Raw genomic sequence first — 21275 nt, forward strand, 5'->3', positions numbered from 1 at the left:
TGAACAGAAAGAAGCGGAGTCATGACCCCGCCCCGCTGTATTTGCGCACGCCCCAGTTCCAGACCAGCAGGCCGATGCTGAAAAAGACAATCCCGACAACCGGCGTAAAGGCGGCGTACACGTACCACGTCTCTTTGCGCAGGAAGTAAGCGGCCGGATACACCCCGACAAACGCAAAGGGCAGCACATAGGTCAGAACAATCCGGATCACTTTGTTATAGACGTCGACCGGATAGCGTCCGTACTGTTGAATATTCCAGATCATCGGCGAGATGCCGGTGCGTGAATCAGAGAAAAAGCTGACGGCGGCAATTGCCGTATACACCCCGCCATAGATCAGCATGCCGCTGAAGACCAGTCCGACAAACAGAAGCGGATCGTACCAGGTGAACGACAAATCCAGCCGGATGGCAGCGTAGCCCATGATGATCAAGCCGGTTATCACGCCAAAAATCCGGTCCGGCGCAATCGACTCCAGACAAACCTGGGCCAGATTATTGAGCGGCCGGGTGAGGACACGGTCCATTTCGCCGCGGATGATATAGCGTTCGTTGAAATCCCAGAAGCCGAAAAACATGGAAAAGAGCGCATACGGGATCAGGAAAAAGCCGTAGATAAAAATAATCTCGTCCCGCGACCAGTCTTTGAGCAGGGGGACGTGCTGGAAAACAACCACGATAAACACCAGGTTGATCAGCTCATTGATCAGGTTGGAGGCCAGCTCTCCCAAAAAATCGGCGCGATACGCCAGTCTTGTCTTGAAATACTGTCCCAGATAATCGGCGAAAATGCCGATGATATGTTTAAACTCGCTCATCTTCGTTTACCCTCCCTGCACGACCAGCTTGTTCTGGGCTTTTCGCCACATAACGAGGATCGGAACTAAGATGACGGCCACCCAAAGCGCCTGCAGACCGATCATTTGCCAGGCTTTCTCGGCCGGGATGGCACCTGTGAAAATGACGCTGGGATAGTAGTTGATCGCCTGAAACGGCAGATAGCCCATCAGGGTCTGCGCCCAACCCGGGAAAAAGCTGATCGGCAGCACCAGACCGGACAGCAGATCGACCACGACGCGTTTGGCCCGCATCATCCCGTCATTGCGGAAAAGGAAAAAGGTAAACAGACCGGTAAGCAAATTTAACTGCGTGTTGATGACAAACGCAAACATCAGACTGACCAGATACATGCCCCATGCCCCCGGCGTCCCCGGAAAGCGAAACGGAATCAGCAGACTGATCAGGAAGATGCCTGGCAATGCAAAGAAGATCATGCGGAAAATCCCTTCGCCAAAGGCCTGTGCCGTCTTCACCGCCAGGTAGTTGTAGGGGCGAATCATTTCGATTGCCACCTTGCCCTCGCGTACCTCCTGCGCCATCTCCATATCGATGTTGTTGAAGTAAAAGGCGCGCGACATCCAGGCAACCGCCACATACGCAGTCATCTGCTCCACCGACAAGCCGCCGAGCTGCTGCTGGCCGCCGTAGATTGCTCCCCACAGGAAGTAGTAAGCCCCGATGTTGATCGCGTAGATGATAATGCCGCTGTAGTAATTGACCCGGTAGGCCAGCAGGGTGAGAAAACGGATGCGGATCAGCTCCCTGTACAGCTTACCCATGGCTGGCTACCTCGCTGTCTGTGGAGTAGATATTGCGCACGATATCCTCGGTGCTGGCCTCCATGATTTTGACATCGCTCACGTCAAACGTAGACATCACAGTAGACAGGACAAACGGCAGCATCTCCTGGCTGCGGGCTACTCTAACGCGCAGCGTAAAATCATTGTCCGGTTGGATCTCACAGGGCAGCTCACCAAGAACCTCGCGCAGTTCAACCGGTGTTGTCCGTTTCTTGAACTGAAACGCCACCTCTGTGCCACTGCCCCATTTCTCTTTCAGGTCACTGAGCAGGCCGTCAAAGATCAGCTTGCCTTTGTCCATGACCAACACCCGCTTGCAGAGTGCTTCGATATCACTCACATCATGAGTCGTCAGCAGGATCGTCATGTGTTCGGTATCGTTCAGATTCCGCAAAAATTCGCGAATCTTCTGCTTCACCAATACATCCAGCCCGACGGTCGGCTCATCGAGAAACAAAAGCCGCGGCTTGTGAATCAGGGCTGCCGCCACCTCACATCGCATTCGCTGACCCAGACTCAGCTTGCGGACAGGCTGACTGACAAAAGAGCCGATGTCCAGCTCTTCGATCAACCGATCCAGCCAACGCTGCCCTTCTGTCTCTTCCATCTTGTACACAGATTTTAACAGACGAAATGACTCCAGCGGCGAGAGGTCCCACCAGAGCTGGGAGCGCTGGCCAAAAACGACGCCGATGGAGCTGACGTACTGTTCGCGCTGTTTTTGCGGAACAAAGCCGTTAATGACAATCTCCCCGCCGCTCGGGTTCAGGATGCCTGTCAGCATTTTGATCGTCGTGGATTTGCCGGCCCCGTTTTCGCCAATCAGCGCAAACATCTCTCCCTCCTCCACGGTAAAGGAGAGATCATCAACAGCTTTGACCGTTTTGTACTCCCGGTTGAACAAATCGCGAATCGCACCCTTTAACCCTGCGCGGGCCTGATGAATGCGAAATTCTTTTTGCAAATGGTTGACTTGTATCATAAAATACCGCCCTTTATGCACAGTTGAGTAAGTTACCATTGCTAAGTGTATATGAGCAGGGAGATTTCTGCAAAATTCAATGTGCTGGTAAGTGTATCACGACTCCAGTTTTATCATCGGATGGCTTGAAACGGGGGTAGGCCGTGCATTCGGGATCGCTTTTTTCCAGAGCGATCAACTCTTCTGCATACGCGTGCAAGCCTTTTTCCAAAATGGGGCGAACCGTGTGCTCCCATCCGGTTGGGCCCTCTCCCCGCGCTGTCGGCCAAAACAGTCCGTCCGTCAACAAAATGACCGCTTTGATTTCGATGAGATTGAGCCGCCCGAACTCCAGAAATTCACTGCTGCACGACTCTCCGTTTAGCACGCCGTAGCCTCCAGCCGTGTTCGCCTGATACCGATTCTGAATCAAAATGGGGCGGACGTGGCTGATCAGCTCATCTCTCGTCCGGGTGCCGCTCCGGGTCGCTTCCTCCCATTTTTCCAACGCAACTGCCTCCAAGTGACTTACCTGCGGGTGCGTCAAGACACGAATGGTATCGTCGCGGTAGACGGCAAAAATCATGCAATCTCCCGTCTGGGCATATGTCAGATGACGATCATCCAGCTTGACCGCGGCTGCGGCTGCACCCCACAACGCTTCCTTTTGCCGAAGGTCTATTCCGGCCGCACTCATTTGTGCTGCGATGTGTTCGTTGGCTGCCAGCAGCTCGGCCCGCAGATCGCCGTCTTTTGTCATCGCTTCCAAATGCTCGCGCACAATCTGCGCCGCTGTCGCTCCCCCGGTCTGCCCGGCAGGACTTTTGTACGGGACAAGAGATGATACGCCGTCAATGACTGCGAATAGTTGCTGAGAAGATTGAATCACCAAAGCATCCTCGTTGTTGCCGTTGTATCCGGCGATTGTGACAGACTCTGTACGCATTCGATGGCATCCTTTCCGTTCGCTCTTTTCTTTGAAGCAAGAGCTACCAGGCTGAATTTTACCATTTTTCCAAATCCTGTTCCAGTTACAGCTCTCCCGATTACCTCTTGAATCAATTGTGATAAGATGGGGATGGACTTTTGCGAGGAAAGAGGGAAAAAGATGAAACGTGAACAATCAGCAGGCCTGCATGAACAAGCGATGGACGTCATTCTCGGCGGGGTAAACAGCCCGTCCCGTTCGTTCAAAGCCGTTGGCGGCGGAGCCCCCGTCACGATGGAGCGTGCACAGGGCGCTTATTTCTGGGATGTCGACGGCAACCGATACATTGACTATCTGGCGGCGTATGGTCCGATCATCACGGGTCACGCCCACCCGCATATCACCAAAGCTATTACCGAGGCCGCTGCAAACGGAACCTTGTACGGAACCCCAACCCCTTGGGAAATCCAGTTTGCCACTATGATCCGCGAAGCGATCCCCTCCATGGAGCGGATTCGCTTCAACAACTCCGGAACCGAAGCCGTGATGACCTGCATCCGTGTGGCCCGCGCTTATACGGGACGTGTCAAGGTGATGAAATTTGCCGGCTGCTATCACGGCCATTCTGACCTGGTGCTGGTGGCAGCAGGCTCCGGACCGTCCACGCTGGGCATTCCGGACAGCGCCGGGATTCCGCAAAGCATCGCCAATGAAGTGATTACGGTGCCATTCAATGACATCGATGCCTTCCGCGAGGCGATCCGCGTCTGGGGAGCAGAGACGGCCTGCATCCTCGTCGAACCGATCGTCGGCAATTTCGGGATCGTCGAGCCGAAGCCGGGCTTTTTAGAGAGCGTGAATCAAATCGCCCACGAAGCCGGGGCATTGGTCGTCTACGACGAAGTGATCACCGCTTTCCGCTTCTGCTACGGCGGTGCGCAAAATCTGCTCGGGGTCGAGCCTGACCTGACCGCTCTGGGCAAAATCATCGGCGGCGGTCTCCCGATCGGCGCGTACGGCGGCCGACGCGAGATTATGGAGCAGGTGGCCCCGCTCGGCCCTGCATACCAGGCCGGTACGATGGCAGGCAACCCTGCATCGATTCGTGCTGGTATCGCTTGCCTGGAAGTCTTGCAACAGCCAGGCGTGTACGACGAATTTGAACGCCTCGGAGCTATCCTGCAGGAAGGCATCCAGGAATCCGCTGCAAAACACGGAGTCGCCGTACAGGTCAACCGCGTAAAAGGGGCGCTGGCGGTTTACTTTACTGACAAACCCGTATACGACTACGATACAGCACAGGCTGCTGACGGGGAGAAATTCGCCCGCTTTTTCCAACTGATACTAAACGAAGGCATCTGCCTGGCACCTTCCAAATACGAGGCCTGGTTTGTCACCACTGCTCATACGGAGGCGGACATTCGCGACACCATCGCGGCTGTAGATCGTTCGTTTGCCGCTTTGTAGCACCAGGTTCATCATACCGGTTTGCTGAAAAAGCGATTTTTCAAACACTTGGCCCGTGCGGCCGCATAAACACTCTCCTCCGAGAAAGATTTGGCTGAGAGGAACATTTCCCTCCTGCACATACTATCCGGGACAGTATTCCACAGCAGGAGGGATTTCCATGTCCAAAGGGGAAAAGACGTACCCGCAAGCACCGGAAAAAACGATGGACCCAAAAATGAGCTCCAAAATGATGGAGGTCGTCGGCTTTCAAAATCCGCGATTGACCGAGCATCACAAAACGGAAAAACACGATCGGTAACACCCGAATCCAGATCACGAAGACGCAGGTATCCGCGATGATACCCGCGTCTTTTTATTTTTGCAGACGATTTTTCCCAGTATCCACAGTGATTTTATCGAGAAAAAAAGTTTTTTTGAAATTAAACCGCTTTCATTCACAAAATTACCCAACGGACGATTGTGCTGGTTTTTTAATCATGCTATTCTAAGCACTACAATTTCGAAGTTTCAGACTATTCTACAAAGGAGGTGCAGGGTCAGTTCGTCTGACCGCAACCATGAGAAACCAGCGACAGAAACAAGCTATTGAGAATTTCCAACACTATCATACGGTGGAGCATGACAGCTGCGGCATTATATGTGTGATTGAAAAAACCGGAACACCGACTAGACAGAATGTCGATGAAACCATTCGCTCCCTGATTCAGATGGAGCATCGCTCTGGTTTTATCGACGGAGAAGGAGATGGCTGCGGCATCCTGACGGACATCCCTCGCGCCCTTTGGTCCGCCTATCTCGATCAGGCAGGGCTGGATCACGGACTTGCCTTTTCGGAGCAATTTGCCGTCGCTCATCTTTTTGTTCCGCGCACGGGTCTCAATCTGGAAGAGGTACAGACGCAGATTCGCCAGTTGTTTTTCCAGCACCATATGACCATCCTGTTGGAGAGGCAGCAGCAAGTAACCTCTGACTTCCTCGGCAAAAACGGCAAGCAGGACGAACCGCTTTTCTGGCAGCTGGCAGTCATCTCCGCTGACGGGTTGACCGGCTACGCATACGCCCAGCAACTGTATGAGCTGCAAATCGCCATTGAACATGCGCACGCTGTTCATGTCGCCTCCCTCAGTCCGTACACCACGGCTTACAAGGTACTGGGAGCAGCCTCCATCCTGCCCCGCTATTTTCATGATTTGGCAGATGAGCGTTTTGTCTCTTCGGTCACAATTGGTCACAACCGCTATTCGACCAACACCCTCTCCAGTTTTTTCCGTGTTCAGCCCTTTTCTCTGCTTGGCCACAATGGTGAAATCAATACGATCAGCAAGCTGGAGGAAGAAGCTCGTCTTCTCGGTGTTCCCTTGGTAGACGGAGGCAGCGATTCGCAAAACCTCAACCGAACCCTTGAGACCTTCATCCATCGTTATCGGCTCAGTCTATTCGAAGCCATGGAAACCGTATTCCCCCCGATCCATCACGAAATGAAAAACCTGCCCGCCCATCTGCAGGATTTGTACGCGTATCTTCGCCAGGCGTGGGGGCATTTTGCCCAGGGACCGGCGGCGATTGTTTCGCGCCATGCATCCGAGTGCCTGTTCAGCGTCGACGCGCTGGGGCTCCGTCCGCTGTGGATGGTGGAAAGCACTGCGTCCTTCTACCTCTCCTCCGAGCAGGGAGTGATCCCGGTCCACCAGATGGCATCCGAACCAAAGTCACTGGCCCCCGGAGAAAAAGTGGGCGTCCTGCTCCATCCCGATCGCGATGTGGAAGTTGTACCTCACCACAAACTGCAACAGCTTGTCTATGACCGCTTCACCCAGAAAACAGCAACCGACGGCTGGCGGCAGCATCTCCATTTTGCCTACCAGACAGGGCCGCTCGTCTTCGAACCGGATATGGAGCCCCCTGCCTCCTCGGTATACAGCGCCTACGGCTGGGATCGGGAGCAAATCCAGCTCGTGGAACAGATGTCTGCCAACGGAGCCGAACCCATCCGTTCACTGGGTCACGACGGACCTTTGGCCGCTTTGTCAAAAGAGCGACAAAACCTTGCCGACTACATCAAAGAGAGCGTCGCCGTCGTCACCAATCCGGCCATCGACCGCGACCGGGAGATAGAGCATTTCTCTACCCGTGTCGTGATCGGTTCGCGCGTCCCGCTCTCCGCACATCCCGTCCAAGGGCTTCGTCTGGAACTGCCATCGCCAGTGCTCGTCGAAGGCCAAACGCTTCAGAAAGCGGCCCAACAGCAAGGCACGTTATCCCTGGAGCAGGTCATCCACTATCTGCATAATCATCCTGCCAGCATCTCGGTTGTTTCTACCTCTTTTTCCAAAGAAGAAGGGCTGAAAACAGGACTGAACCGTTTGCAGCAGGAAGTCACGAAGGCTGTGAAAAACGGCGCGGTTCTGGTCGTGCTGGACGATACCGATGCTCACCGGGGGGATCGCTACTGGATCGATCCGCTTTTGGCAACGGCCGCTGCTGACCAGGCGCTCAAGTCTGCTTTTGCAGAGGACGGAGATAACCTCCGCCGCCGTGCTTCCCTGGTGCTTCGCTCCGGCTCGATCCGTTCGCTGCACGACCTGGCGCTGGCGGTCGGTATGGGGGCAGATGCGATCTCCCCTTACCTGATGTTTGCTGCGGCATCTGCCAAGAGCGCAGCCGAGTCGGCCATCAATTTGTACAGTGCCTTGAACAAAGGATTGGAAAAGGTCACCTCGACCATCGGCATCCACGAGCTGCGCGGCTACGGGCGCCTGTTTGCCTCCATCGGTCTGAATGATGAAGTGGCTGCCGCTCTTTCCATCGTCAATTTCTGTGGTTCTGCCCGTTCTGGTCTGTCCTTTGCCGAGCTGGAGGCGGACAGTATCAGACGTTATCACGACTACACCAGTGAATCTGCGCGGGAAGCCAAAACCTTTCACATCTTCCCGCGTCTGTGGAAGCTGATCGGCCAGGTGGCGGCGGGTGACATTCCCTATGCCGACTACGCCCAGAAGCTGGAGGAAAACGAGCGGGAAAACCCGATCGCGCTGCGCCATCTGACCGATTTTGCCTGGGCGGAAAAGCCGCTGCCGGAAACGGCAGGACAGGTGGATATCAGTGTGGGAGATCACTCGCTGCCATTTTTAATCTCCTCCATGTCCTTTGGTTCGCAAAACGAAACGGCTTTCCGCGCCTATGCCGAAGCAGCCGATCAGTTGAACATGATCAGCATGAACGGCGAGGGCGGGGAGATCAAAGACATGCTGGGCCGTTACCGGAAAACCCGGGGCATCCAGGTTGCATCCGGCCGCTTTGGCATCAATATCGAGCTGGCCAATGCCGCAGACATCCTGGAAATCAAAATCGGGCAAGGGGCCAAGCCTGGTGAAGGCGGACATCTGCCCGGCTCCAAAGTGACCGCCAAGATTGCGGCTGCGCGGAATGCCACCATCGGCTCCGACCTGATTTCACCGTCCAACAACCACGATATTTATTCCATTGAGGATTTGGCCCAGATGATCACGGAGCTGAAAACAGCCAATCACGAAGCAAAGGTATGCGTCAAAGTGCCCATTGTGCCGGGGATCGGTACGATTGCCGTCGGAATTGCCAAGGCTGGCGCTGATTTTATCACGCTCTCCGGCTTTGATGGAGGTACCGGAGCGGCTCGCGTCCACGCGCTCCAGCATGTGGGACTGCCGGCCGAAATTGGCGTAAAGACCGCGCATAACGCCCTTTTGGAAGCAGGACTGCGCGATCAGGTTGAGCTGTGGGCAGATGGCGGGGTGAAAAGCGCCGTTGACGTCGTCAAGCTGATGCTGCTCGGAGCCAACCGGGTCGGCTTTGGCACCTTGGCAATGATTGCGGTCGGCTGCACGACCTGCCGCGGCTGCCATCTTGACACCTGCCACGTCGGGATCGCTACCCAGATCGACTCTCTGGAGGAGGCCCATGAAAAGGGGCTGCGCCGCTTTGTTCCTCGCGAGCTGGACAGGGCTGTAGGCGGTCTGAAAAACTTTTTCACCCTGCTTGCCGAGGAAGTAAGGCGTTTGACCGCCGCTCTTGGCTTTTCCCGGACACAGGAGCTGGTAGGCCGCTCCGATCTGCTGGTCCAAAGCCGGCTGCTGGAACGCGTAGATCTCGCCTCTTTGCTGGCCCTTCACCCGCTGTTTACGCGCCATACGCCTGCCACTGGCACCGGTGCTGTTGAAGAGCATCGGGTAGTGGTGACAGCAGGCGCGGCGGCTCTTACTGGAGAAGCGGACGCGGGAACACTCGCCACGGCCCTGGCTGATGATCGTTACTACCAGCCCGATGATGCAATTCACGAAACCTTCGCCAGTATCCTTTCCGGTGAACGGGTATTGGGCAGCCGCTGGTCAGGCGCACGGGTCAAGCAGCATCTGGATGGCAGCTACGCTTCGCTCCCGGAGGTGTCGCTCCACTTTACCCAAGGCAGCATCCCCGGAAACGGGCTGGCTGCCTACAATGCCCGTGGTGTCAATATTCGCGTCGAGGGCGGTGCACAGGACGGCGTCGGGAAAACAGGCTTTGGCGGCCGCGTCTCCATCCTCAAGGCAAAGGGCGCGAGAGGAACCTATCTCAACGGCTCTGTGGGCAAAAGCTTTTGCTACGGAGCGCAAAAAGGCTTGTTCCTGGTGCAAGGCAACGCTGACTCTCGCGCTTGCATCCGCCTCTCCGGCGCCGATGTGGTCTTTGGCGGGGAAATCACCCAGCCGCTCAATGATCAGGCTGGCGGTATCGCTGCCCGGGCCAACCTGAAGGGCTTTGCTTTTGAATACATGACAAACGGACGTGCCGTGGTGCTGGGCGATCCTGGTCCGTGGATTTGCGCCGGAATGACCGGAGGCGTGATCTATATCCGCCAGCAGCCTGAGCTGGGCTTTGACCGTGCAGCACTGGAGCGGCGAATCGCCAAAGGCGCCAAGGTATTTTTGCATCGGCTGAACGAGACGGGCACCCGCGATGTCCGCGAGCTGCTCACTGCTTACAAGGAAGAGCTGCTGGCTACCGAACAGTTCGAGATGGCCAGCCGCATCCACGGGCTGATTGAAGAGCCCGAAGCTCATTTCCTGATGATTTCGCCGAAAAAGGAGCAGGCCGATCCGTCTGTTTCCACAGAGTAAAGCACTTCAAAGTACTACAAAAGCATGCTTTCTTTCCTGAACTCTTCCCGAACCGGGGAGAGTTTCATTTTTTTTCATATATAAGCATCCATTTATATTGTCAAAGTTGGTCAGAGATTGTACAATACAATCAGAGAAATATGAAACTGCCAGCAAACATGATCGTAGACATAGTTGTAGGACACAATAGGTCGTATGCTTGGATTCATTCCCTAATAAATGAGAGAACGAGGAGTGGTTTCTCATGTTTTTTCACCCCATGGATTTTTTGATCATCATCGCCTTTGGCTTGTCGCTGTGGGCTCAATTTCGCGTCAAGGGTACCTTTAACCGCTACGCGGATGTGCCTGCTTCCTCCGGACTTACCGGTGCAGAAGCCGCTCGCCGCATGCTGGATGCAAACGGCTTGACCAATGTTCCTGTCGAACATATCCCGGGCACGCTGACAGACCATTACGACCCGATTTCCCGCGTCGTGCGCCTGTCTGATCCCGTCTATATGGGCAGCTCGATTTCTGCCATTTCTGTAGCTTGTCACGAGGTTGGGCACGCCGTGCAGCACAAAGTATCCTATCCGATGCTGGTCGCTCGTCACCGCATTTTCCCGATCGTGAACTTTACCTCCGGGGTTGCGCCTTTGCTGCTGTTGGCCGGTTGGTTTTTCCACGCTGCCAACCTGCTGCTGCTGGGGATTGTGTTCTTCTCCGCAGCCGTTGCCTTCCAGCTGATCACCCTGCCGGTTGAGTTCAACGCCAGCAGCCGTGCCAAAACCATGATGGTGAAAATGGGCTTTATCCGCAACAACGAAGAGGGCTGCGTCAACAAGGTGCTCGGCGCGGCAGCTCTCACGTACGTAGCTGCAGCCCTGATTTCCATGCTGGAGCTGATCAAGTACATCATGATCTTTAACAGCTCCCGCGACGAATAAAGAAGCTCGATCGCAAAGAACCACAGCAGTAACTGCTGATAAATCGCGATACCAGGTACAGTTCCCTATCCGGGGCTGTACCTTTTTCCATTTCTTTTGATATAGTGGAAAGAGAGGAGGGATCTCCACTATGACTATCGGAATTATCGGACTAGGAAACATGGGACAAATGCTGGTCAAAGGGCTGTGCAAAAGCGGCATCATCTCCCCGCAAGACCTCATCGTTTACAACCGCACCAGGGAAAAGGCTGCACCCCTTCAGCAAAGGTATCCTTTTCAGTTGGCGGAGACGCCCCAGATCGTCTGTGAGAAAGCTGACCTGCTCTTTATCTGCACGAAGCCTTTGGATGTGCTGCCCGTCCTGCGTGAACTGTCGCTGCCATCTGGCGTTCATCTTGTTTCTGTAGCTGCAGGTGTCAGTTTGCCGGATTTGGAGAGCATACATACCGGAGCGATCAGCAAAGTCATCCCTACCGTTACTTCAGAAGAGCTGCGCGGAGTCTCGCTATTAGTTGATAACCCGCGAGTCAGTCCGGAGCAGCATGCTGCGCTCTCACGCTTGCTGGAAGCCATCGGGACAGCGGAAGAGGTGAGCGAGGAAACGATCGAGACCGCTACCATTCTGACCAGCAGTGCCCCCGGTCTGATTGCTGGCATTTTGGAAGAGTTTGCCCAGGCTGCCGTCCGTCGCTCCCCGGAGCTGGAGATTGACACCGCGCGGCGAATGCTCGTGGAAACACTGGCCGGAACTTCGCGGCTGCTTGAGAACGAGGGGCTCTCATTTGATCAACTGATCGAACGAGTGGCGACAAAAGGCGGGATCACACAGGAAGGCCTTACCGTTTTGGGACGGACGCTCCCTCACGCTTTTGACGACCTCTTTTTGATGACGAAGGAAAAACACGCGCTCCTCAAGCAGCAAGTGCTTCTTCAGCATGAAGAACGGTATGGAGATAGTAAATAGAGCAGCGCTGTCCAGTAATTGAAGCAGGTGTCGAAATAGACCTTGAAACAAGAAGACTCCGGAATGAACCAGGAATCGGGGCTGTCGCAAAAGGGAAGTCCGTTATAAGAAACACAGCGAATCCGATACGGAAACAGTAACAATTCCAGCAGCCATACAACAAACAAGAACCAGTAGCAAAAGAGGAGGAATCACAGTGAAAATCGGATGGATTGGACTTGGCAATATGGGTATTCCCATGGCGAGCAATCTGCTTGCCGCCGGCTATGAAGTTCAGGTGTGGAACCGCACGCCAGAAAAAGCAGAACCGCTAATCAGCCTGGGAGCAACTTATGTAGATACCATAGACAAACTGGTCGCAAACAGCGATGTCATCTTTACGATGGTGAGCGACGATGAGGCAGTTAAAGCAATTTACACCGGCTCAAATGGTTTGCTCTCCGCGAATGTGCAGGGGAAATTGGCTGTCGATATGAGCACGATTTCGCCTGAGACCTCTCGTTTTCTTGCGGAAAGCTGCAAGTCGGCCGGGTTGCGTTTTCTCGATGCACCTGTATCCGGCAGCGTGGGACCCGCCAAAGAAGGCAAGCTGGTCATCATGGTTGGCGGCGACGAGCAGGATTTTGAGCAGGCCAAGCCTCTGCTAGGCAAGCTGGGGAAAATCGCGCTGCATCTCGGAGAAAATGGTGCCGGCACTTCTGCCAAGCTGGCCATCAATCTGCTGCTTGGCATTACGGTTCAGGGTGTGGCAGAAACGCTGCTGTTCGCACGGAGCATGGACATTTCTGCCGAGCAGATGCTGACAATCATCTCCGAAAGCGCGGTCGGCACACCGCTGATTCGTGGTAAGGCTGCCTCCATTTTGGCGGATGACTATCCGGCTGCGTTTGCGCTGAAGCACATGACCAAGGATTTGCGGCTGGCCCGGGAAGCGGGTGTTTCCTCGCCGCTGGCTGAGTCTGCGGCTGCCAGCTATCGCGCAGCCCTGGAGGAAGGCATGGGCGATCTCGATTTGATGGCCATACTCCGTTTTCTCGGCCAAAAATAATAGAATGGCTCCGCCATGTCAACAGTGGCGGAGCCTTCTTTGTGACTCTTTTTTAGCGAAGCTCTTTTGTGAAGCTCTTTCGCACGCTTTCCTGTCGTGCAATCATCGCAGAATGCTGGTAAGAATCAACAGAATCACAAGCAGCACAAAAACCGAAAAGATGCCATAGCCAAACCCACGCAGCCATTTGGGCATGGTGCCAAGCTCCACCTTTTTCGGCGGTGCGCCCCCTTCTGCCCGCTGTGCCTCTTCCAGGATGGGATGAGTCGCAGGAGGAGAAAGAACCTCTGCTTTCGTCGGTTGGGTTTCATGCCAATCGTTTTCCCTTTTCCTGTGCAACGACCACACCTCCGTATTTTCGCATGAGCAGACTCAATCCAGCAGCCAGGCCGAGTAAAACGGCGGCGAATAAATAGACGGAGCGGACGCCCATCCAGTCAGCCAGACCGCCCATGAGCAGTACCGACACGCCAAAGGTAACTGAATCCAGCGTCCCTTTTGCCGAGAGAACCAGCGGCAGAGAGCCGGCCGGAATCTCTTCCTGGATCATCGTCTGCTTGGCTACCAACTGCATCTGATAAAACGGCCCCAGGAGAAAAGAGAGCAGAAGTGATCCCCATGTCCATGTGCTGAAACCAAACAAAAGGGTGATCAAACCGCTGGCGAGGATCCCAAGAGCAACTGCATTGGGAAGCCGGGAGCGCATCCGATTGGCCAATGCGACAACCAACGCCCCTCCGGCAATCGCGCCGAGCATATAGGCAGCATTGATGTACCCCCACCACTCTTCTCCTTTTCCCAGAATGTTCAGCACATAGGGAAGCAGAATCGCAGCCATCCACACAGCGCCTGCCAAGCCTTCCAGCACCTCCATCAGGACGAGCAGACGAACCCTGCGCCGTTTCCAGATTAACCACCAGCCAGTGGCCCACGCTTCCTTCCCACTGTGTTCCTGCCCGGCTTGGTCTACCACTGCTGACAGACCGTCTACAGCCACGTGGTCGCTTGCCCCTGCTTTTCCTGCCTCGCAACTGCTGTATCCTGCCTCTTTCTTTCCTGCCATGCTTCCCTTTGCCTTGTCGTCTCTTGCCACGTTTTCTTTTTCATCTGCAAGCTCTCTGACCGGCCCCGTGCTGCCCGTATCTTTACCCAGCGGCAAAATGGCGAGAGTCGCCAGCACGAAGGCCCCAAAGGTGGCCAAAAGCACATTAGCATATCCGAGCCACGCCACGAAAAGCCCGCCCGCGGCCCAACCGGCAAATTGAACAGTCTGATCGGATGCGGCCAGCATACCGTTTGCTTTCACCAAGCCTTCACGGGAAACCAAGCCCGGGACAAGCGCATTGCGCGCGGGCAACGCCCATCCGTCCAAAAACGCTGTCACAAATACAAAACCCAGCACCAAAGACAAGTCCTGCCCGCTTAAAAGCTGATTCTCACCGCCCGCAAACGCTAAAAAAATGGCCAAAAGCCCGAGAAGAATCGTCTTCCCTGCTTGTGATAACAGCAAAGCCCGGGTCAGAGACACGCGCTGAAACAGGAATGGAGCCAACAGACCGCTTACCGTTTGCGCGATGACAAACATTATCGGGACGGCACCTGTGTAAAAGGAGGAGCCTGTCGAGTGGTAGACAGCGGAAATAACCGCGACAATATAAAACACATCGCCTGTATTGGCCAAAGACTGCCCCAGAAAGAGCAGCCAAAAGCTTTTTTTGAACATGCCAAAGAAACCTCCTGTCGGTCTTCCAAACAAAGTGTTGTACATATTTCTACTTTTGTCTGGGTGAACAAGCTGACAGGAGGTTTACAATGGACAAATGCTCCTTTCACGTACCGAGTTATGTACCGCTATCTTACCCGATCAGGTACCTTCTTGCAAGACTCCCTTTTTCCGGAAATAACTGAAGTAGACCCAACCGGCATTGATCAAAAGGAAGGCACTTGTCATATAAAACACGCCGTTAATACTCACATAGCCGGCCAAAAATCCGCCGATCATCGGACCCAGCATGCTTCCGATGCTGACGAAGCTGTTGTTGTAGCCATACACCCTGCTCACCATATGAGAAGGGGTGGCGCGCCGCAGCAGCGCATTGACCGAAGGCAGCAAGCCTCCGAGCGACAAGCCCAGCAGGAAACGGAGCAGAACCAACTGCCAGACCGCCGAGACCATGCCCTGCGGGATAAAGAGAATGCCGGCGATCAACAGACAGCCGAGCAACACTTTTTGCGAGCCAAATCGGTCGCCGAAGCGGCCCAGATGCGGGGCTGCCAGTACATTGGCCGTCCCCATCGCCGCCTGCACAACCCCGGCCCAGAGCGCGACATTTCCCGCACTTCCCAACAGAATGCCAATGTAGATCGGCAAGATAGGAATGATGCTGAACAGCGCAAACTGGATCATGACGGTGACAAAAAAGAGCACCGGCAGCTCTTTGGACGAAAAGATCATCCGGAAATCATCCCGCAGGCTGGTTCTCTCCTTTGCCGGAGGCGGGACAAAGTTCTCTTTGACGGTATACGTAATAATCAAAGTAGCCAGCAAAATCAAAGAGCCGGTCACGACAAAAATCATGCGAAAGCCGATGCGCGGCTCAAGCAATCCGCCAAACAGCGGACCCATGATCGAGCCTGCTGTAATAAAGGACTGCAGAAGCCCCTGCGCCCAGCCAATCTGCTCCTTTGGTGCGGAAGAGGCGACGAGCGCGGTACTGGCGGGAATAATCCCGCCTACCATCCCGTTTAAGAGCCTGAGACCCAGCAGCATCCACAGAGAACTGGCAAAGCCGGTTGCAGCAATAATCACTGACATGAAATAGCCGGAGCGCAAGATCATGATTTTCCGGCCGTATTTATCCGCCAGGTTGCCCCAGATGGGCGAAACCAGCCCTGCCGTCAAAAAGTTCGCACCGAAAATCACCCCGGCCCACGCTGTGACCTGATGCGGGTCCTCCACACCGAAGTCGCGTTGAATATACAAAGGCAGAAACGGCATGATCATGCTCATTGCCATCATCACGATAAACAGTGCGCCGCACAGAACATACAGGTTGCGTCGCCACGGTTCCATTTGCCACTCCTCCCTTCTTTCTTACGAATCCAGTCCTGCCTCGCTAGTTACTCCGGATTCGCTTGAAGTGCCCAAATCCTGAACATTCCACAAATGATGATACACGCCTCTTTGTTCCAACAATTCCTCGTGCCGGCCCTGCTCCACGATTTGCCCTTCCTTCATCACCACAATTTTGTCGGCATGGGTGATCGTCGAGAGGCGGTGGGCCACGATGATCGTCGTTCTTCCTTTGGTCAAACGGGCCAGCGACTCCTGAATCATGTGTTCGGATTCAAGGTCAAGCGCTGAGGTGGCTTCATCCAGAATCAGAATTCCCGGATCTCGCAAAAAGACACGGGCAATGGCAATGCGCTGCTTCTGGCCGCCGGACAGTTTGACCCCCCGCTCGCCCAGCTCTGTGTCATATCCCTGTGGCAAACCCATGATGAAATCGTGGGCATTGGCTGCCTTCGCCGCTTCCATCACAGCCTGTTCATCAGCCTCTGGATTTCCCATCATGATATTGACCCGTGCTGATTCGCTGAACAGGATATTGTCCTGAAGCACCATGCCGATATGACTGCGCAGGTTTTGCTGCTTGAGATCGCGAACATCGACTCCATCAATCGTGATGCGCCCGTCGGTGACATCCCAGAAACGCGGCAGCAGGCTGATCAGGGAAGACTTTCCTCCCCCGGACATCCCGACGATCGCGACCGTCTCTCCCGGGTGGATGGTGAGATTGACCTTTTCCAGCACCAGGGGGCCTTCATCACGGTAACGGAACGAGACGTTTTCAAAGCGGACCTCTCCGCGAACGCGTCCTGTCTGCGGATCAACCGGCAGCACTCCCGCATTTGGTTTGTCGGTAATATCATAGGTTTCATCCAAAAACTCAAACATTCGATCCATGGAAGCCACAGCCTGCGTCAATGTCGTGGACGAATTGACCAGACGACGCAGGGGTGTGTACAGTCGATCCAAATAGGCATAAAACGCAACCAATGTCCCAATCGTCATCGTTTCATTGATCACCTGATACCCTGCATACGCGATGACCAGCAAGGGGGCAATATCCGTGATGGTGTTGACAACGGCAAAGGTATTGGCGTTCCAGCGCGTCAAGGCCAGGGCTTTTTTTAGGAAATGATTATTTTCCTTTGCAAATTCCTTGTTCTCATGCTCTTCGAGTGCAAAGCTGCGAATCATCGAAATGCCATTGACCCGCTCATGCAGATGACCCTGCAGCTTTGCCAGAGCAGCCGAACGCTCGCGGGTCAATTGGCGAAGTCTTTTGTAAAAATACTTGACCGAAAAGCCGTACAGCGGAAAGACCAGAATCGCGACGATCGTCAGCTCCGAATCCATATAGAGCATGACGGAAAGCGTCAAACCAATCGTGATCAAATCCAGCCACAAGTTCATCAGGCCGGTGTCGATAAAGCTCTTGGTCGACTCCACGTCGTTGATGACCCGCGAGATGACCTCCCCTGTCTTGTGATTGTTGTAAAAGCGCATGGAGAGCCGCTGCAGGTGGTCAAACAGTTGATTGCGGATATCAAACAAAATGCGGCTGGACACCCACTGGGCAAAATACTGCCGATAGTATTCCACTGGAGCCCGAATTACAGTAAATACAAAGAAGGCTCCGCCCATCAGCCAGAACAAGTCTTTCAGCTTCTCTTCCTTGGGCAGCGGGCTGGGCAAAAGATCATCAATCACGTACTTGATGATCAGCGGCAGCAACAGCGGGATTGAAAATTTGACAATCCCGATTAAAATCGTTCCGAAGATTTGCTTGGAATACGGTCTTACATACCTCAAGTAACGACGGATGCTCAAGAATCCTCACTCCTTTTTGACAATCCGTCAATCGTTTTCCTGTCGCGGCTGCTTGTGTTTCCTGTTTATATGAAACCCAGAAATCACGGTCAAACAAGGAAATCCCTCCCCCGTCAACCGGGAAAGGGATTATTCCTCGTCCACACGCACAGAGAGGTAGCGCTCGTACCAGCGTTGGACAAAACCGTTTTGAAAGGGTCCTCGTCTGGCGCGCACCCAATCCAGCACTTCCCGCAAGGCACCCTGTACCCGTTCGACAACGACAGGAGGATAATTCATCTGCTTGCCGTGCAAGAGAAATTCCTCTTCGTCGAGAATCGTGTACGTCATGTCGGGAAATACCTTTACATCTAAATCATAATCAATGTAGCTCAAAAGATTCCCTTTTAAACTGAACGGGGAACCGATGTTGCAATAGTAGTAAATGCCATCATCCCGAATCATGGCGATGGTATTAAACCACTGTCCGCGACCAAACGTGCAGATTGCCGGCTCACGTGTCCGCCACTCCCTGCCGTCAGACTCAGTCACTTTTACTCGATCGTTGCCGCCAATCACTACTGCATCGCTGGTATGGATAAGCGTCGTTTTATCCCAGATGCGATGCAGGGAGTGGTCGTGTTTATAGCTTTCAATGCGGATTATTGAGCCTGGAGCTGGCGACATGACCCTCCCCTTTCTTCTCTTCTCTTTTTGATTGGGGACAGTCTCCCTTAGGAAGAGAGCTTTTTGGAAAGTGTAACATATTTTTGCATCTCATAGCCAAGCGCATGGTAAAACGGGAGTACGCCCGGATTGTCTTGATTCACCATGATCAAGACGCGGTTGACGCCTCTTTGCTTGAAGCGCTTCTCAATCGCTTCCACCAGCTTCCGGCCAATTCCAGAACCCTGAGCCTGCGGAAGAACTGCCAAACGGGAGAAATAAGCCCGTGTTCCGTCGATCGTTCCGACAACAACACCAACCACTTGGCTCTCTTGCTCCGCTACCATAACCAAATCGCTGTCCCATGCCAGTTGCTTGGCCAGATCGTTTAGCGACTCTGCTTCCTGCTCATCCAAACCGGTTTCCCGCCAGATACGCGTGATCGCCGAATAGTCACCGAGCCGAAACGGACGAATCAACATACGTTGCCTCCTTCGATGCCTTCTTTTTCTATTGTACACCAAAATGGACAAGTTTGTCTTCGTATGAAGAAACGAAAGAGGGGAGAAGTCTCTTGCACCTATCCCCTCCGGCCCCTTTATGTAAGGATATTCAGCTCTTGTTTGGTCACTTTCATGAAAATCTTTTTTTCTTCATAAAAATGTTCGCGATCAGGTTAAAAGAGAAATGCCGCCGTCCACAATCAGCGTCTGTCCGCGAATCATCCATGCTTTGTCGGAGAGCAGGAACATCACCGCATTAGCCAGATCCTCAGGCTCGACTATTCGGCCTGCCGGCGTACGAGCGGCCGAACCTGCAAGCAGTTCCTCCCGATTGGGGAAATGGCGCAGGGCATCTGTATCAACGGCTCCTCCGGATACGGCATTGACGATAATGTTGTGAGGCGCCAGCTCCACCGCCAAATAGCGAGTTAGAGCTTCCACCGCTGCTTTGGAAACCCCTACCGTCGTGTAGTTGTCCAGCACGCGAATCGATCCCAAGCTGGAAAGGCTGACGATTTTGCCTCCCTCACCGTTTTTCATCATTAATTTCACAGCTTCCTGAGCGCAGAACAGCAACGCTTTGCTGTTGATATCCATCGTCCAATCCCAATGGCTCTCCTCCAGCTCCATCAAAGGACGAAGCACACCGGAGGCGGCATTGTTGACCAAGACATCAAGACGGCCAAATTCACGATCAATCTCTGCAAACAGCTCCCGGATTTTCTCGACATCCCCCACATTGGCTTTGACCAGGTGGACGCGAGCGCCCTTCGCCTCCAGCTCGGCTGCAGCTTCTCGGGCAGCACTTCGGTTGCGCAAATAGTTCAAGACTAAATCATAGCCCTGTTCAGCCAATTGAAGTGCGATCGCTTTCCCGATTCCGCGTGTACCGCCCGTTACCAGTGCCACTTTTTTGGTTGTATTCATAAAGGTTGCCCTCCCATAGACCTGCTATTAATATCAGGTACTAATATTTCCGTTCTTTATTATACATGGCAGCGTGGGCAATTTCCACCCGCGAACCTTCGATCAGGATCTGCAGGCGGTAAGGATGGGAAGCAGATCGGACAGGCATACTATTTTTAACGACGTTTGGCAAAAAGATTTTGAGAAGAACACCGTAAAAGCAGGGAGGAGGCTTTCCTTTATGTATATTGGTCGCGACTTTCCCCAATTAACCATGATTTCGCTGGACGAATGGGATCTGAATGAATTGCTTTTTTATCACCATGCCATGTCACAGCTAGCTGCCTATCTGAACGCCGAAGGGGCGAGCCTGCATGCCAAAATGATTCAGGAGCTAGAGTCTCGGGGCCCCATTGGGGATGACAGCGGAGGCTGGGATCACTCCTCCACCCCCATCTACGATTAACCGGAGTCGAGAAAAGGAGGTGCTTTTATGAAGACCAAAACGAAACAACTCGCGACAATTATCGCCATTATCGTGTTTAGCTTAGCAACCGGTGTGGGCTTCCTCTTCATGTTCTGGCGAAGCTGACCGCTTCGCTCAATTCACCTCCAAAATGTAAAAACAATTTGACAAAAACAGACGGATTCTTTATAGTAATACTGTCAAAAACTTTTTACATTCTTGGAGGGATACGGATGGCTCTCGCTGTAAAGATCTTGTTCTTGATTGCCGGCTTCTACCTGCTGAATCGCCTATTCCACATCGTTCGTCAGGAAAAGGGTGACGAGCGCTTGAAACGCGTTGCCGAGAGAGCCGGACTGGGCACTGTCAGCTTGTTCATTACCTGGAGCGGGGTGAACACTTTGCTGCTCCTGCTTCAGATTGAATTGCCTGTGATCGGCGCCCACGCTGTGGTCAGCACTCCCGCTCTTTTGGGCACGACGGTCACCGTCTATCTGCTCCTCTTTGCCTACCATCATCGCAAGCTATCGTAACCGCTTTGGTCACCCAAGGACCAACTGCCCCAAAAGAATCCTGCACCGCACTGAACGGCGATTATTATCAGAAAATACTTTCTTTTCTTTTTCAGATAAAAAGCTCTTTACAATAAGAAAAAAAAGCCATATTCTAAGAGTACGATTTTTTCAAAACCATTTTCAGGAAAGGAGGCTGTACATCATGATCATCGTAGATATGGTAAATGCTGCAGTTCTTGCTACTACACCAAATCCAACAACTTCATATGGCAA

General features: G+C 53.6%; 19 protein-coding genes. 8 read left to right on the top strand and 11 right to left on the bottom strand.

Annotated features, from left to right (window positions below):
- Positions 1-19: 19 nt before the first annotated feature.
- From NDK47_RS21770 to NDK47_RS21785, 4 genes are all read right to left on the bottom strand, one after another.
- Positions 20-817 carry an ABC transporter permease gene (locus NDK47_RS21770; RefSeq protein WP_251871838.1) on the bottom strand — a complete coding sequence of 266 codons (798 nt, stop codon included), beginning with the start codon at positions 815-817 and terminating at the stop codon, positions 20-22.
- 6 nt (positions 818-823) lie between these two features.
- Complete coding sequence (locus NDK47_RS21775; RefSeq protein WP_251871839.1) at positions 824-1618, bottom strand: ABC transporter permease; 795 nt, start codon at positions 1616-1618, stop codon at positions 824-826.
- The gene (locus NDK47_RS21780; RefSeq protein WP_251871840.1) at positions 1611-2621 is read right to left on the bottom strand and encodes an ABC transporter ATP-binding protein; all 1011 of its coding nucleotides are present in this window, start codon (positions 2619-2621) and stop codon (positions 1611-1613) included. Before NDK47_RS21780 ends, NDK47_RS21775 begins: the two co-directional genes overlap by 8 nt.
- Positions 2622-2697: 76 nt before the next feature.
- The gene (locus NDK47_RS21785; RefSeq protein WP_251871841.1) at positions 2698-3546 is read right to left on the bottom strand and encodes a protein phosphatase 2C domain-containing protein; all 849 of its coding nucleotides are present in this window, start codon (positions 3544-3546) and stop codon (positions 2698-2700) included.
- Positions 3547-3708: 162 nt separating this feature from the next.
- Here NDK47_RS21785 and NDK47_RS21790 point away from each other — a divergent pair, with 162 nt between their 5' ends.
- The 6 genes from NDK47_RS21790 to NDK47_RS21815 all read left to right on the top strand — a co-directional run bounded on the left by NDK47_RS21790 (position 3709) and on the right by NDK47_RS21815 (position 13070).
- The gene (locus NDK47_RS21790) at positions 3709-4995 is read left to right on the top strand and encodes a glutamate-1-semialdehyde 2,1-aminomutase (protein WP_251871842.1); all 1287 of its coding nucleotides are present in this window, start codon (positions 3709-3711) and stop codon (positions 4993-4995) included.
- 160 nt (positions 4996-5155) lie between these two features.
- Positions 5156-5296: a hypothetical protein gene (locus tag NDK47_RS21795; protein ID WP_251871843.1), complete on the top strand. Its 141-nt coding sequence runs from the start codon at positions 5156-5158 to the stop codon at positions 5294-5296.
- Between the two features lie 259 nt (positions 5297-5555).
- On the top strand, positions 5556-10130 hold the full coding sequence (locus tag NDK47_RS21800) for a glutamate synthase-related protein (RefSeq protein ID WP_251871844.1): 4575 nt from the start codon (positions 5556-5558) through the stop codon (positions 10128-10130).
- A 244-nt stretch (positions 10131-10374) separates the two neighbouring features.
- Complete coding sequence (locus tag NDK47_RS21805) at positions 10375-11058, top strand: zinc metallopeptidase (RefSeq protein ID WP_251871845.1); 684 nt, start codon at positions 10375-10377, stop codon at positions 11056-11058.
- A 130-nt stretch (positions 11059-11188) separates the two neighbouring features.
- Positions 11189-12022 carry an NAD(P)-binding domain-containing protein gene (locus NDK47_RS21810; protein ID WP_251871846.1) on the top strand — a complete coding sequence of 278 codons (834 nt, stop codon included), beginning with the start codon at positions 11189-11191 and terminating at the stop codon, positions 12020-12022.
- 196 nt (positions 12023-12218) lie between these two features.
- Positions 12219-13070, top strand: a complete 852-nt coding sequence (locus NDK47_RS21815; protein ID WP_251871847.1) for an NAD(P)-dependent oxidoreductase — start codon at positions 12219-12221, stop codon at positions 13068-13070.
- Between the two features lie 102 nt (positions 13071-13172).
- On the opposite strand, the gene NDK47_RS21820 is transcribed toward NDK47_RS21815, so the two are convergent.
- From NDK47_RS21820 to fabL, 7 genes are all read right to left on the bottom strand, one after another.
- Positions 13173-13409: a hypothetical protein gene (locus NDK47_RS21820; RefSeq protein WP_251871848.1), complete on the bottom strand. Its 237-nt coding sequence runs from the start codon at positions 13407-13409 to the stop codon at positions 13173-13175.
- The gene (locus NDK47_RS21825) at positions 13378-14793 is read right to left on the bottom strand and encodes an MFS transporter (RefSeq protein WP_251871849.1); all 1416 of its coding nucleotides are present in this window, start codon (positions 14791-14793) and stop codon (positions 13378-13380) included. The genes NDK47_RS21820 and NDK47_RS21825 overlap by 32 nt, the downstream gene beginning before the upstream one ends.
- Before the next feature lie 141 nt (positions 14794-14934).
- Positions 14935-16143: an MFS transporter gene (locus NDK47_RS21830; RefSeq protein WP_251871850.1), complete on the bottom strand. Its 1209-nt coding sequence runs from the start codon at positions 16141-16143 to the stop codon at positions 14935-14937.
- Positions 16144-16164: 21 nt separating this feature from the next.
- Positions 16165-17967, bottom strand: a complete 1803-nt coding sequence (locus NDK47_RS21835; RefSeq protein WP_251871851.1) for an ABC transporter ATP-binding protein — start codon at positions 17965-17967, stop codon at positions 16165-16167.
- Positions 17968-18096: 129 nt separating this feature from the next.
- The gene (locus NDK47_RS21840; RefSeq protein WP_251871852.1) at positions 18097-18633 is read right to left on the bottom strand and encodes a DUF402 domain-containing protein; all 537 of its coding nucleotides are present in this window, start codon (positions 18631-18633) and stop codon (positions 18097-18099) included.
- Between the two features lie 47 nt (positions 18634-18680).
- Positions 18681-19094, bottom strand: coding sequence for a GNAT family N-acetyltransferase (locus NDK47_RS21845; protein ID WP_251871853.1), 414 nt, complete (start codon positions 19092-19094; stop codon positions 18681-18683).
- Positions 19095-19283: 189 nt separating this feature from the next.
- Complete coding sequence (gene fabL, locus NDK47_RS21850) at positions 19284-20042, bottom strand: enoyl-[acyl-carrier-protein] reductase FabL (protein WP_251871854.1); 759 nt, start codon at positions 20040-20042, stop codon at positions 19284-19286.
- 220 nt (positions 20043-20262) lie between these two features.
- Here fabL and NDK47_RS21855 point away from each other — a divergent pair, with 220 nt between their 5' ends.
- Together NDK47_RS21855 and NDK47_RS21860 are read left to right on the top strand one after the other, a co-directional pair.
- A complete protein-coding gene (locus NDK47_RS21855) occupies positions 20263-20487 on the top strand; it encodes a hypothetical protein (protein WP_251871855.1) in 225 nt (74 codons plus the stop codon).
- 233 nt (positions 20488-20720) lie between these two features.
- Entirely contained in the window at positions 20721-21020 is a 300-nt protein-coding gene (locus NDK47_RS21860; RefSeq protein WP_251871856.1) for a DUF2178 domain-containing protein, read from the top strand.
- Positions 21021-21275 lie beyond the last annotated feature (255 nt).

Source organism: Brevibacillus ruminantium, from assembly GCF_023746555.1.
GTDB classification, from domain to species: Bacteria; Bacillota; Bacilli; order Brevibacillales; family Brevibacillaceae; genus Brevibacillus; species Brevibacillus ruminantium.